This window comes from Streptomyces sp. NPDC031274, assembly GCF_055570235.1.
Genome location: NZ_JBVIHP010000001.1, coordinates 271,205 through 284,352, shown reverse-complemented (window position 1 = coordinate 284,352; position 13,148 = coordinate 271,205). Strand labels below are relative to the sequence as shown.

Below are 13,148 nucleotides of genomic sequence, written 5' to 3'. Positions count from 1 at the left end.
TTCTCTAGGAGACGACATGACAGACGACGTGGAGAACGACGTGGCGCAAGAACCGTCGGCCGCGCAGAAGGCGATCGGTGACGTCACGCCCAAGCTCGCCGACCTCACCGACCAGGTGCTGTTCGGTGACGTGTGGGAGCGCGAGGGCCTGTCTCCCCGGGATCGGAGCCTGGTAACTGTCACCGCTCTGATCGCGCTCTACCGCAGCGACCAGCTCGGCTTCCACCTCAAGCTGGCCCTGGAGAACGGGCTGAGCGAGCAGGAGCTGAGCGAGGCCATCACCCACCTGGCGTTCTACGCCGGCTGGCCCAACGCCATGGGCGCGGCAGGACAGCTCAAAACCATCCTGGCACCCGACGGCACCCAGAACGACTGACCTCTACGCCCTCCTCCCCTCCCCCTCTATGCCCTCTACACCCTTTACACAGGAGCTCTGCCCTCTTCTCATGAACAAGGTCATCTTTGTCACCGGTGCGGGCCGCGGCCTGGGCACTGACATCGCCCGCAATGCCCTCGACGCCGGCCATCAGGTCGTCGCCACCGGCCGCAGCCCCGAAAACGTGCTGCGGGCTCTGGGCGGCGAGCAGGACAATCTCCTGGTCACCACCTTGGACATCACGAGCCCCGATGCCGCACAGGCGGCTGTCGACGCCGCGGTCGCCCGATTCGGCCGCATCGACGTGCTGATCAACAATGCCGCCATGTTCCAGGCCGGCTACTTCGAGGAGATCTCGGACGCCCAGCTGAAGGTCATCGCCTCGGACGAACCGCCGCTGCGGTTCGTCGCCGGGGACGACGCCATTCCCACCGCCGAGGCCAAGGGCAAGGAGATCACCGCTCAGGCGACGGCCTCCCGCGCCCTGGGCAGCGACCTCGCCCACGCCGACGCCGCCTGACACCCGCCGCATCACCGAACGAGCAAGGAAACAAGGAGCACCATGGAATTCGTCAAGCCGAAGCCCACCGGCAAGGGCCCGCAGGACTGGTTCAACGGAGATGTCTGGTTCGACGTCATCCACGCCGGCCAGGAACCCTCCCGCGTCCGCGCCAACATGGTCCGCTTCGCCCCGGGCGCCCGCACCGCCTGGCACCACCACGCCGTCGGCCAGACCCTGCACGTCGTCGCCGGTATCGCCCTGGTCGGCACGCGTGACGGCACCGTCTTCGAGGCCCACCCCGGCGAGACCGTCACCTGCCCGCCCGGCGAAGAGCACTGGCACGGCGCCACCGAGGACCGCTTCATGCAGCACCTGGCGCTGTGGGACGGCACCGCGCCCGATGACGAGCGGCCCGAGACCACCTGGCTTGAGCACGTCACCGACGAGCAGTACGCCGCCCCCCGCACCCCCGGCCACTGACCGCACAGCCTCCCCCCCCCTGAAGGCCCTAAAGGCTAAAGGTCCTGAAGGAAGACAGAGACAGAGACACATGACTTCGACCATGACCGCACTGTTCGGCGGAACCGGCCCCACCTGGGAGCTCCGGCAGGTCCCCGTACCGCGACCCGGCCCCGGACAGATCCTCGTACGCGCCCGCGCCGTGGCGTTGAACAACGCCGACGCCTCCATGGTCGCGGACGCCGACCCGACGAACGGCGGCACCGGCAAGGAGTACCAGGCGGGCTACGAGTTCGCCGGTGAGATCGCGACCGTCGGCGGCGGCGTGGACACGGTCACGGTGGGCGAGCGCGTCATGGGCACCAGCCCCGCGAGCTTCGCCCAGTACGTCATCGCCGACCACCGGCATGTCGTCGCCGTACCCGGTGAACTCCCGTACGAGGAGGCGTGCGCGCTGCCCACCGGTCTGCTCACCGAGCACGGGGCCCTCATGGCCAGTGGCTTCCGGCCGGGCCAGTCGGTACTGATCACCGGGGCCTCATCGAGCATCGGCCTGATCGGCATCCAGATCGCCAAGGCCCTGGACGCCGGGCAGGCCATCGCCACCACCCGCACGGCCGCCAAAGCGGACCTGCTCGTCCGCACCGGCGCGGACACCGTGGTGGCGACCGGCGAGGAGGACCTCACGAGTGCGGTGCTGCACGCGACCGGTGGTGAAGGCGCCGACGTGGTCCTCGACCACGTCGGCGGAGCCGTCTTCGCCGCCTCCCTGCCCGCGACCCGCGTCGACGGATCGGTCGTCAACATCGGACGTCTGGACACCGCAGCCACCACCATCGACCTCGATGCCCTGTCCTACCGGCACCTGCGTCTGCGCGGCGTCTCCTTCGGCTTCACCCGAGCTGCGGAGCTAGGTGAGGTCATCTCCGCCGCCGGCCGACAGCTCCTGCCCGCGGTCGCCGACGGCCGTGTGCGCCCCCTCATCGACAGCAGCCACACGTTCGCCACCGCCACCGAAGCCCTCGACCGCCTGCGCTCCCACCAGGCCCACGGCAAGCTCGTCCTGGCGGTCCCCTGAGGGGTTGACCGATACACCTGTTTCCTGTCGTTCTGGCGGCGTCAGAGGTTGCCCGCCGCGCGCGGCCCCGGAAAGGTGGGCGCATGCGCCGACTCCTGCTGCTCGCCCCGCTGTTGCTGTTCACCGCCGCCTGCTCGGCCGCGCAGGCCTCCGAGGATGACGCGGCGGACGCCGCACGGGATGTGGCGAAGAAGGCGGGCGAGCGGCTCTACGGTCAGCGTCAGCGCACGGCGGAGGAGGTGGGGCGCTCCGCCTCCGGCATCGACGGGGTGGAGGTACTGCGCGTGACGGGCACCTCGACGCATGACGGGGACGGCATCGACGTGGTCGTCCGCACGTCCGGCTCCGCGTACAACAGATGGCGCGACTCCGATGTCGTCGCCGTGCAGCGCTGTTTCGCGGTGCGCGTGTCACCCAAGTCGGAGTGGCGCGAGGATCCCCGTGACGTGGACTGCCCGGACGGGCCTGCACTGACCTTCTCTCCGCCACCCGAACCGCCCCGACTGCCGTCCGAGGAGCTCCGCGCGCATCTTCCCCGGGTGCCGAAGAGCGGCCGGGTGGACGAAGCCGAGGTGCGCCACAGGCTCGCCGCGCTGGATCTCCATCCGGCGATCCGTACCGAAGTGAAGGCGGACGGCGGCCGGGTCGGCGTTCTCCTGTCCGTAAAGGGAAACGGCTTTGACGCGCAGGACTGCCTTCTTGCCCGCGTGAGCCCCGGCGCCACCGAGGTGTGGGTGCCGCCCCGGATCCAGCGGATGCCCGGAGAAGGCGGCTGCACCGTCGGCAACGCCCTGGACCCGCAACCATTGCCGCACTGAACGAGGTGCCTGGCTCCCACGGGCCACAGGCCTGCGTGCCCCACCGACGGCCGGAGCGTACGCAGGCGAGTCAACTCGACCTCGACAGAAGCCGTCCGGGACTTCGCGTGAGCTCCGTTCGACGGAGCCCGCCGAACCAGGCCCGGTTCGTCGATGATCACCCCGCTGACCGTCTCCTGGAGTATCGACCGGTACCTGCCGATGATCGACAAGGCCCTCACAAAGACCGACCGCTGAGCTCGCGCACTATGACGACCACCGCACGGGCCGTACTGGGTGGGGCGGGTCCGGGTGCTTTTGCCCGCACCACCCGGCCCCGCCCCACCCGATGGGCTCTGTCCCTCTTCATCGGAATCGTCGTACTGGCCTTCGCCCTGTTCGCGAGCGTCATGTTCGGCAGCCGCGTCACCTCCTTCCGCGTGAACCGGCTGCGCGGCCCGCGGCTCGCGGTCGCTGTCGGGACCGGCGCGCCCGATACCGTTCCGGTCTCTCTCAGCGCGCTCCTCGGCGCGATACTCGCCATGACGCTGGTGTACGTCTCCACCGGCACCGGATTCCGCAATGCGGGCCGTCTCGTCGTCGCGGGCATCGGCACCGCCGCCATGGCCACCGCCGTCACCCAGTACGTCGTCTACGCCGTGGAACGTGACAAGGCCACCGCGCTGACCGCGTACGTCAACGGCAGCCTGGCTGCGCGTGATTGGGGGCACGCCACCACCATCTGGGTCGTCCTCCTCGTCGTGGTGCCCCTCACGCTGCTCATCGCGCGTCGCCTGGGCATGGCGGAGATGGGTGACGACCTCGCCGAGGGACTCGGGTCGGCGCCGAGGGCCGCGAGGGCCAGCGCGGTCCTCCTCTCGATCGTGCTCTCGGCGGGCACCGTCAGCGTGGCGGGACCGATCGCCGTCATCGCCCTGACCTCGCCACGGAACGCCAAGCGCCTCACCCGGGGAACCGGCCCGCATCTGACGCTGTCCGCACGCACCAGGGAGGAATTACCGGGGTCCGACGCGGCAACCCTTTCGGGCCCGGCGCCGACTACGGGGCGAGCCGCTCATCGGAAACTCCCCGAAGGAGACGTTCCCATGAACCTTCCTCGAGCCCGTCGCTCCCCCAAGCTTGTCCCCGTCAGATCCCGCTTACGCGACTCGACGCGTGCCAGGCGTCTGGCCTCCCTCGTCGGCGCCACGGGCATCGCCGCCGCAGCCGTGCTGGCCGTACCGGGCACGGCCGCCGCACACGGCGTGGCCATGATGCCCGGGTCGCGCACCTACCTGTGCTACAAGGACCTGCTCGCCAACTCCTCCACCCAGATGCCGACCAACCCCGCCTGCAAGGCAGCGGTGCAGGACGCGGGCACCACGCCGCTGTACAACTGGTTCGCGGTACTCGACTCCAACGCGGGCGGCCGCGGCGAGGGTTACGTCGAGGACGGCACGCTGTGCAGCGCGGGCGACCGCAGCCCCTACGATTTCTCCCCGTACAACGCCGCCCGCACCGACTGGCCCGTCACCCATCTCACCGCCGGCGCCGACATCGAGATGAACTACAGCAACTGGGCCCACCATCCGGGCACGTTCAAGGTGTACGTCACCAAGGAGGGCTTCGACCCGACGCAACCACTGGGCTGGTCGGACCTGGAGAACGTACAGACCGTCCAGAACCCGCCGCAGCAGGGCGGCCCCGGCAGCGAGGCGGGCCACTACTACTGGGATCTGCGACTGCCCGAACGTACTGGTCAGCACCTTCTGTTCGTCCAGTGGATCCGCTCCGACAGCCAGGAGAACTTCTTCTCCTGCTCGGACGTGGTCTTCGACGGAGGCAACGGCGAGGTCACCGGATTGACGGGCGGCGAACGGTCCGGTGCGGCGGTGGCCGCGCTCGGCGCGGGCGAGAAGAACGCCGAGGCGAAAGCGGTACACGAGGGGCACGGAGGTGACGCGTCGGCAGCATCCCGCTCGGCTGCGGACATCACCCCGGCCATCGAGAGCACCGCCTCAGACTCGCCCATGGGCTCCCCCGCCCTCGGCCTGGTCGGCCCCCTCGCGGGTGCCGGCGCCGTCGTCCTGGCCGGGGCGACCGTCCTGCGCCTGCGCCACCGCAGGTCGGCTCCTGATTCCGATCAGTGAGCAGGCTGCGGGAGAGGTGACGTAGCTGCGCTTCCCTCACACCCCGCCCGCCGACCGTCGCGGCGGCGGGTGGGGCGGCCGAGCACAGCGTCGTACGAGAAGAATGCGTACGGCGATACCGGCGAGGGAAGTTCGACCATTCCGCCCTCATGAATTTCCGCCGAACCACGCCTTACGGGGAATTGTCGCGCTGCGGATGAGCGGCCAAACACCGCTGGCCAGCGGGTACTTATGCCGCCCGTATCGCGAATCCCCGCTCACATACCCTCGCGAGACGTATTACAACCAACCGCAAACCCCGGCAGTCACACGTAATTGCAAGCACCACGTACGCCTCATGGAGGTTATGCAATGCCCTCTCAACTCGTCAGCCGCCGGGTATTTCGTACTGCGTCCGCGATGACACTCGCCCTCGGTACGGCGTTGGCCGCTCCGCTCTTCCTGGCGGGCACAGCCGGTGCCGCGGTGCCGGAGGCCACCGCCGCGTTCAGCCCGAGCGATCACGGGATTCTCTACACCGCCGCCTCCGGCCAGACCAACAAGGTGGCCGTCACCGCGTCGATATCCGAAGGCTCCGAAGAGATCACCTACGTGATCGACGACGCCGTTCCGGTCAGCGCGGGAGGCGGTTGCTCCTACCCCGACGGCGCGGACCGCACCAAGGTCTCCTGCAAGGTCGCCACTCTGGAGACCCAGGACCCTTACGCCACTTTGAAGTTGGCCCTCGGCGACCGCGATGACACCGTCGCCTACGACAACGCCACCGACCAGACGTACTACTTCGCCTCGGCGGACCTGGGTGAGGGCAAGGACACCTGGACCCGGACGGGCTCCGTCGACGGCAACTCCGTCAAGGGCGGGGCGGGCGACGACAACCTCACGGTGGGCGTGGCCGGGGTGGCGATCGGCGGTGACGGCAAGGACACCATCCACGCCGGCGCCGGCAGCATCGCGCAGGGCGGCAACGACAACGACACGATCTACTCTGACGGCGACGACAGTGCCGCCGACGGCGGCGCGGGCGACGACGTGATCAAGGGCGGCGCCGGTGGGCAGAACCTGTCCGGCGGCGACGGCAACGACACGATCCGCGGCGCGGCAGGCGACGACTACATCTACGGCGGCAAGGGCAACGACGTCCTGTACGGCAACAGCGGTAACGACACGATCTACGGAAACAGCGGCGACGACGAGCTGTACGGCGGCGCAGGCACGGACACCCTCTCCGGCGGTCCCGGCAGGAACGTCGTCCACCAGGACTGACGCTCCACACCGCCCGGGGCACCGCGCGATCAGCCGCGCGGTGCCCCGGGTGCCGACAGCGATCCCCGACTCATCGACCTTCGGCTCAGCGGACTCGGTCGTAGACGAGAGCCAACGTGCCGTGCTCGCCTGCGGTCTGGCTGGCGAGCTCCCACTTCCCGGCGGGCAGGCCGTCGTCGAAGAGGCGCGGACCGCCGCCGAGGAAGAGCGGAAAGATCGTCAGCGCCAGCCGGTCGACCTTGTCGGCCGCAAGCAGCGCTTTGATGACACTCGCGCTGGAGAGCACGAGAATGTCGCCGCCTTCGGTCGCCTTCAGGTCATCGACCGCCTCGGCCGTCGGCTTGTCGACGATCGTCGTCCGCTCCCACAGCGCCTTGCCGAGGGTGGACGAGAGAACCACCTTGTCGGTTTCCACGAGCCACTTCGCGAAGGCCTCGTCGCGCGGGTCCGCTCCCTCCATACCGATGACGGTGGGCCAGAAACCGAGGAACCCTTCGGCGTTGACCCGCCCGAGCAGGGCCGTCGTCGCCGGCTCCCAGAGGCTGGTGAGGAGGTCACGGGCGACATCGGTGTGGGCGTACGGCATCACCCAGCTCATGTTCTGCGGGTTGTCCGGCGCCGCGTAGTGGCCGTCCAGGGAGAGGCTCATGTTGGTGACGACTCGGCGGCCTGCGGTCTGCTTCTGCTCCGTCATGTCGCGCTCCTAGTGTCGGTGTCACTGTCGGTGTCGGTGTCGGTGCATGTGTCGCGCATGCCCGTTGTGCCCGTCGTGTCCGTGACGAGTGCCGCCGCGAGCTTGTCGAGGCTCTGGCCGAAGCCGATCTCGATGCCCGCGATGAAGTCGGCGGAGTCGACTGTGCTGTCCGCGATCAGCCAGTGGACGTCGAGGTCCGCGCCTGTGCCGGTGGGATTCAGGCCGAGATCGACGTGGGCGGTGAAGGCGAGCGAGCCATCGGGAAGGAGCGGGGAGAGCCGGTAGGAGAGGCGCTCAGCAGGGCGAACGTCGTCGACAACACCCTGCGCGCGGCCGACGACCAGGTCGGATCCGTCGGCGTCCTCGGCATCGCGGTACTCGTGGACAATCCGTCCGCCCGATCGCGCCTCGAAGACGAGCTCGGAGACGCGGAGGCCGTCGGGGGTCCACCACCGGGCGAGCAGGGTGGCCTCGGTCAAGTGGCGCCAGACCAGCTCGGGGCGGGCCGCCAGTGACCGGCGGAACCTGAACGAACGGCCGTCGGCCCACCCCGAATCCCCCGCGGCGAGCCGCTCCGCCTGGAGCCTTGCCCCGTAGCTGTCGAAGGTCGCACGCGGGCCACCGCCCTGCTCGGCGGTGTCCGCGGCGTCAGCGAACCGGTTGAGTGCGGCTGCCAGGTCCCGCAGGGAGGCGGACCGGAGCGCATAGACGCGGCGCTGGCCGGTGCGCTGGGAGGTGACGACACCGGCGCGCTCCAGGACCTGCAAGTGCTTGGTCGTCTGCGGCTGGCGTGCCTCGGCGAGCTGGGCGAGGACCCCGACCGAGCGGGGCCGCTCGGCCAGCAGGCTCACGAGCCGCCATCGCGCCGGGTCCGCCAGTGCGGAGAGGAGTGCGTCCATGAGGTAAGTATTCGCGACGGAGAATATTCGTGTCAAGGAATATGCACGGACGAGCTCACACCCGTGGGTGCGCGGCGCCCAATCTGCGCATCTGCGCACCCACAGGCTGTTCGGCGGCCGCTGCCGCTGCTACGCGGTGACGGTGGCGGTGATGCGTCTGACCGAGTTCAGTGCAGTTCGTTCGGTTCAGTGCAGTTCGTTCGCTTCGGTGCGATGGCTCAGGCGACGGGGTCGCCGACGACTCCGCCGGTCGCCGCGCGGATCGCGTGGGCGTACCGCCGGGATACGGCTGCCACGTCGTTGAAATCCGTGAGATCGGCGCCGGTGAGGACGGCGGCGCCGATGTGTTCGTCAAAGAGCCTCACGACCGCGGCTGCGGCCGCGGCGTGCACCCGCACATCCAGATCATCGGCAGGCAGCCCCAGACGCCCGCCGACGATCACACTCATCTGCTGTTCCGTCTGGTCACAGGCCATGAGCCATGCCGTACGGAGCGCCGGCTCGGTGTCGGCGAGCCGAATCATCTTCATCGCCAGCATCTCGTCGGCGAGATCGACGGGCGGCTCCTCCTCGCGGAACCTGCTCAGTGCCGTGGCCAGGTGGTCCTCGACGGAGCTCTGCCGGGGCCATGTGCGCAGCACGCTCAGCAGGGTGACGACCCCTTGCATGACGATCGGCTCGGCGCAGCTCTCCTTGCTGCGGAAGTGCCGCCAGATGGTCCGCGTGGACAGGCCGACGGCCTCCGCGATCTGATCGCCGCTCGTGGCGGCCACTCCCTGCTCCCAGAACAGGCGCGCCGCCTCCCGGGAGATCTCGAGCCGCAGCCGCACACGCCGCTGCTCGCTCATCCCTCCTCCGCCGCTGCGCTTCTCCGTCGCCATGACGCCTCGTCGCCTTTCCCTCTCAATGTCCTCAAACGACAGTATGTCACTAAGTGACTATCGATGCGAGTAGGCGGCCCTGGAGATTTCACTTCCGGGACAATCGCCTCATGACGCACTCTGCACAGGAGTCCCGGGACGACGGCGGCTACCTCCTCGACAATGCGCGGTCCGAGGCGGGCATCCGTTTTGACGCGCTCAGCGAGCTCTTCGACCCCACCACCTTCCGGCACATCGAGGCCCTGGGGATCGCCTCGGGTTGGCAGTGCTGGGAGGTCGGGGCGGGCGGCCCCTCGGTGATGACCTGGCTGGCCGACCGGGTCGGGCCGACCGGCCGGGTGCTGGCTACCGACATCGACACTTCCTGGGCCTCCCGGGCGGCGGGCGGGGTCATCGAGGTGCTGCACCACGACGTGGGCCGGGACGAACCACCGGTGAGCGGCTTCGACTTCGTTCACGCCCGGTTGGTCCTTGTGCATGTGGCCGACAGGGAGCGGGCCCTGCGCGCGATGGTCGGCGCGCTGCGCCCTGGCGGGTGGCTGCTGGTGGAAGACGCCGATCCGGCGTCGCAGCCGCTGATCTGCCTGGACGAGTACGGGCCCGAGCAGGCACTGGCCAACAAGTTGCGCGCCGGATTCCGCTCGCTCCTCGCGGCTCGCGGTGCAGACCTGGCCTACGGACGCAAAGTCCCCAGGCTGCTGCGGGAGGCAGGGCTGACCGATGTCACCGCGGACGCCTACTTCCCGATCACGTCCGCGGCCTGCGACGTCCTGGAGGCGGCGACGGTCCGGCAAGTGCGGGACAGACTGATCGCGGCAGGGCTCGCGACCGACGAGGAGATCGACCGGCATCTCGCGAGCGTCACGTCGGGCCGTCTCGACCTCACCACCTCCCCGATGATCTCCGCGTGGGGCCGCCGTCCGTGACGGCCATCGGCTCGCGCTGTGCCCGCGTTCCGGGTCCGGCCAGGCGTCACCCACGCCCGCGATCACGAACTCCGTCAGGCTGATCCCGAGCCCGCCCGCCCTGTTGGATATTCACGCAAACGTCGAACGTCGCAGCGTTCACCCCGGCGGAAAATCACGTGCTCCAAAGATCTGCTCACGCTACTGTCGGCCCCATGAACGTCCATGGCCCAGTCACCACCGCGACCGCGCGAGCGACCAGCTCGCCGGTTGCCGCCGCCTGACGTACATCCCCATTCCCACCGGCGACCGGACACGGTCCGCCGGTGGTTTCCGTGGTGTTCACATCTCGGTTCCGGTGTGCGGACCCTCTGTCCGGTGCCTCCCCGCCGCGTACGCGAAGGAGCCACCCCATGAACACCGAAAAGCCCATCGAGATGAGTACCGAAGACGTCGTCCGCACGTTCGTCGAGTACTTCGAGGAGCGCGGCCACCGAAGGATCGCCGAATCGACGCTGCTGCCACCGCCCGGTGACCGGGTCCTCTTCACCACCTCGGGCATGCACCCGCTCACCCCGTACCTGGAGGGGCAGCCTCATCCGCTCGGCAGGCGTCTCGTCAATGTCCAGCGCTGTCTGCGCACCACCGACCTGGAGGAGGTCGGCGACTCCACCCATCTGACCGTCTTCGAGATGCTCGGCACCTGGTCGCTCGGCGACTACGGGGGACGCCAGAGCCTCGACTGGGGCCATGGGCTGCTCACCGACGGGTTCGGCATCGACCCGGGTCTGCTGCACGCCACCGTCTTCGGTGGCGACGACCAGGTCGGGCCCGACACCGCTTCCCTGGAGCTGTGGCAGGAGCGCGGGGTGCCGGTGGAACTGACCGTCGAGGACAACTGGTGGCCCAACAGGACGACGACCGGACCCTGCGGACCCGACTCGGAGATCTTTCTGTGGACCGGCGACACCCCGCCCGAGTCGACGCCGACGGGTGACGACCGCTGGGTGGAGGTGTGGAACCACGTGATGATGCGTCAGCGTCGGCTCGACGACGGCTCCCTCGTGCCGCTCCCCCAGCGCAACGTCGACACCGGGCTCGGACTTGAGCGCCTTGCCTCGCTGCTCCAGGGGCGGACGTCGGTCTTCGAGTGCGACCTCTTCGATCCCTGGCGGCGCCTCGTGCCGGGCCTGTGGCAGCTGGACGAGCCGTCGCTGCGGCTTGTCTGTGACCATCTCCGCTCGGCCATGGTGGTGATCGGCGACGGGGTGCGCCCGGCCAACACCGGCCGCGGCTACGTGCTGCGCCGACTCGTACGACGGATGCTCACCGTCCTGTGGCGGGAGGACCCCTCGCGCGAACTGGTCGACCTTCCGGGCGAGTTGGCCCGGCACACCGTGGACCACTTCCGTCAGGACGTGGATCCGGACGGTGTGCGCCGAGTGCTGCTCGATGAGGAACGGCGGTTCAGGCGGCTCCTGGAGCGGGGTCGGCAGGTACTGGCCAGGCCCCGGTTCCAGGGCCCGCTGGACGAGGAGGACCTGCACTATCTCCATGACACCCACGGCCTGCCGCGCGATCTGGTCCTGGCCTTGCGTCAGGGGTGACACCGGGGGCACCACAGTCCCGTACGCCGCCGTCGCACACGTCCGCCCAATGACCCATGTCGCATGACCCCGGACCCATGGTCGGATGCCTCTTGTCCCATGTCCGACAGTTCGAAAGGCAGACTTCCCATGATCAGCCAGTGGCAGCTGCGGGCCGCCTTCGCCGCACGGCTCTCGGAGATGTACGGGCGTGAAGTCCCCGCTTACACCACGCTCGTGGACGTCTCGCACGAGGTCAACAAGGACACGCTGCGCGCGCAGGGCGCCGACGCCGAACGGCTCGGGTCCATCAGCCGGGTCACCGCCGAGCGGCACGGCGCCATCCGCGTGGGCACCCCGGCCGAACTGCGCCACGTCGCGCGGATCTTCGGCGCGCTCGGCATGCGTCCGGTCGGCTTCTACGATCTTCGAGAGGCCGCCGCGAGCGCGGTGCCGGTCGTGTCGACGGCCTTCCGGCCGGTGGACACCGAGGAGTTGGCGCGCAATCCCTTCCGTGTCTTCACCTCGCTCCTCACACCCGCGGACCCGCGCTTCTTCGACGCCGATCTGCGCTCGCGCCTGGAGACGTTCCTGGCCGGGCGCGAGCTGTTCCCGCCGGAGCTGCTCGCCCTGGCCGACCGGGCCGAGGCCGAGCGCGAACTGCCCGAGGCGTACGCCGAGCGCTTCCTCCATCTCGCCGTCCAGGCCTTCGAGTTGTCCGCCGAGCCGATCGACCAGGCCTGGTACGAGGAGCTGGAGAGGGTTTCCGCCGTCGCCGCGGACATCGGCGGCGTCCGCTCCACCCACATCAACCACCTCACCCCGCGCGTCCTGGACATCGACGAGCTGTACCGGCGGATGACCGACCGCGGCATCGAGATGATCGACACCATCCAGGGGCCGCCCGATTGGAAGGGCCCCGACCTGCTGCTGCGCCAGACATCCTTCAGCGCCCTGGCCGAGCCGCGCGCCCTGCACCGCCCGGACGGCAGCGTCACCCGCGGTGCACTGCGGGTGCGATTCGGCGAGGTCGAGGCCCGCGGCATCGCCCTCACCCCCGAGGGCCGCGCGCTCTACGACCGCCTGCTCACCCTCGTCGACGACCAGGCCGCCCCGCACCCCGCAGCCGACCGCGCAGAACTAGCCCGCGCCCTGTGGGCCGCACACGTTCCCGCCACCGAGCGCGAACTGGCCGCGCGGGAGCTGGCCTACTTCACCTACCGCGCCGCACCCGACCGTCCGCGCGACGGCACCGAACCTCCCCGCACGGTGGCCGAGTTGGAGCGCCGAGGCTGGGTACGGGCCGAACCCGTCGTCTACGAGGATTTCCTGCCGCGCTCCGCCGCCGGCATCTTCCAGTCCAACCTCAGCGGCGAGGGTTCCCGGAACGCCGAGCAGGAAGGCGCCGCGTACGACAGCGACTGGCTGTCCGGTGCCATCGAGCGCGAAGTCCTCGACCCGTACGCCCTGTACGAGCACCAGCAGAGCCTCTCGCTCACTCAGGTGGGCCGCGAACTGGGCGTAGAAATCGACGGCACACACCACTGACGCTCTTCTC

Annotated in this window: 12 protein-coding genes and 2 pseudogenes; 11 read left to right on the top strand and 3 right to left on the bottom strand. The window is 69.5% G+C overall.

Annotated features, from left to right (window positions below; translation table 11 throughout):
- The first annotated feature begins 40 nt into the window (after nt 1-40).
- The 8 genes and pseudogenes from ACZ5CR_RS01300 (at nt 41) to ACZ5CR_RS01265 (ending at nt 6,625) form a co-directional block, all read left to right on the top strand.
- The gene (locus tag ACZ5CR_RS01300) at nt 41-376 is read left to right on the top strand and encodes a carboxymuconolactone decarboxylase family protein (protein ID WP_468852970.1); all 336 of its coding nucleotides are present in this window, start codon (nt 41-43) and stop codon (nt 374-376) included.
- A gap of 70 nt (nt 377-446) precedes the next feature.
- Nucleotides 447-749, top strand: a pseudogene (locus ACZ5CR_RS01295) (SDR family NAD(P)-dependent oxidoreductase); the annotation flags it as partial.
- 189 nt (nt 750-938) lie between these two features.
- Complete coding sequence (locus tag ACZ5CR_RS01290) at nt 939-1,358, top strand: (R)-mandelonitrile lyase (RefSeq protein WP_468852376.1); 420 nt, start codon at nt 939-941, stop codon at nt 1,356-1,358.
- A gap of 70 nt (nt 1,359-1,428) precedes the next feature.
- Nucleotides 1,429-2,415, top strand: coding sequence for a quinone oxidoreductase family protein (locus ACZ5CR_RS01285; RefSeq protein ID WP_468852374.1), 987 nt, complete (start codon nt 1,429-1,431; stop codon nt 2,413-2,415).
- Nucleotides 2,416-2,498: 83 nt separating this feature from the next.
- Complete coding sequence (locus ACZ5CR_RS01280) at nt 2,499-3,233, top strand: translation initiation factor IF-2 (protein WP_468852372.1); 735 nt, start codon at nt 2,499-2,501, stop codon at nt 3,231-3,233.
- 248 nt (nt 3,234-3,481) lie between these two features.
- Nucleotides 3,482-4,219, top strand: a pseudogene (locus ACZ5CR_RS01275) (iron chelate uptake ABC transporter family permease subunit); the annotation flags it as partial.
- Between the two features lie 99 nt (nt 4,220-4,318).
- Nucleotides 4,319-5,362, top strand: coding sequence for a lytic polysaccharide monooxygenase auxiliary activity family 9 protein (locus tag ACZ5CR_RS01270; RefSeq protein ID WP_468852968.1), 1,044 nt, complete (start codon nt 4,319-4,321; stop codon nt 5,360-5,362).
- Nucleotides 5,363-5,761: 399 nt separating this feature from the next.
- Nucleotides 5,762-6,625: a calcium-binding protein gene (locus ACZ5CR_RS01265; RefSeq protein WP_468852370.1), complete on the top strand. Its 864-nt coding sequence runs from the start codon at nt 5,762-5,764 to the stop codon at nt 6,623-6,625.
- Between the two features lie 85 nt (nt 6,626-6,710).
- Here ACZ5CR_RS01265 and ACZ5CR_RS01260 read toward each other — a convergent pair whose 3' ends face one another.
- From ACZ5CR_RS01260 to ACZ5CR_RS01250, 3 genes are all read right to left on the bottom strand, one after another.
- A complete protein-coding gene (locus tag ACZ5CR_RS01260; RefSeq protein ID WP_468852369.1) occupies nt 6,711-7,319 on the bottom strand; it encodes a dihydrofolate reductase family protein in 609 nt (202 codons plus the stop codon).
- On the bottom strand, nt 7,316-8,218 hold the full coding sequence (locus ACZ5CR_RS01255) for a metalloregulator ArsR/SmtB family transcription factor (RefSeq protein WP_468852367.1): 903 nt from the start codon (nt 8,216-8,218) through the stop codon (nt 7,316-7,318). The genes ACZ5CR_RS01260 and ACZ5CR_RS01255 overlap by 4 nt, the downstream gene beginning before the upstream one ends.
- Before the next feature lie 218 nt (nt 8,219-8,436).
- Nucleotides 8,437-9,099 carry a TetR/AcrR family transcriptional regulator gene (locus ACZ5CR_RS01250; RefSeq protein ID WP_468852365.1) on the bottom strand — a complete coding sequence of 221 codons (663 nt, stop codon included), beginning with the start codon at nt 9,097-9,099 and terminating at the stop codon, nt 8,437-8,439.
- Nucleotides 9,100-9,209: 110 nt separating this feature from the next.
- Here ACZ5CR_RS01250 and ACZ5CR_RS01245 point away from each other — a divergent pair, with 110 nt between their 5' ends.
- The 3 genes from ACZ5CR_RS01245 to hglS all read left to right on the top strand — a co-directional run bounded on the left by ACZ5CR_RS01245 (nt 9,210) and on the right by hglS (nt 13,138).
- Entirely contained in the window at nt 9,210-10,025 is an 816-nt protein-coding gene (locus ACZ5CR_RS01245) for a methyltransferase domain-containing protein (protein WP_468852363.1), read from the top strand.
- A 416-nt stretch (nt 10,026-10,441) separates the two neighbouring features.
- On the top strand, nt 10,442-11,611 hold the full coding sequence (locus ACZ5CR_RS01240) for an alanine--tRNA ligase-related protein (protein ID WP_468852966.1): 1,170 nt from the start codon (nt 10,442-10,444) through the stop codon (nt 11,609-11,611).
- Nucleotides 11,612-11,740: 129 nt separating this feature from the next.
- Entirely contained in the window at nt 11,741-13,138 is a 1,398-nt protein-coding gene (gene hglS / locus ACZ5CR_RS01235; protein ID WP_468852362.1) for a 2-oxoadipate dioxygenase/decarboxylase, read from the top strand.
- Nucleotides 13,139-13,148 lie beyond the last annotated feature (10 nt).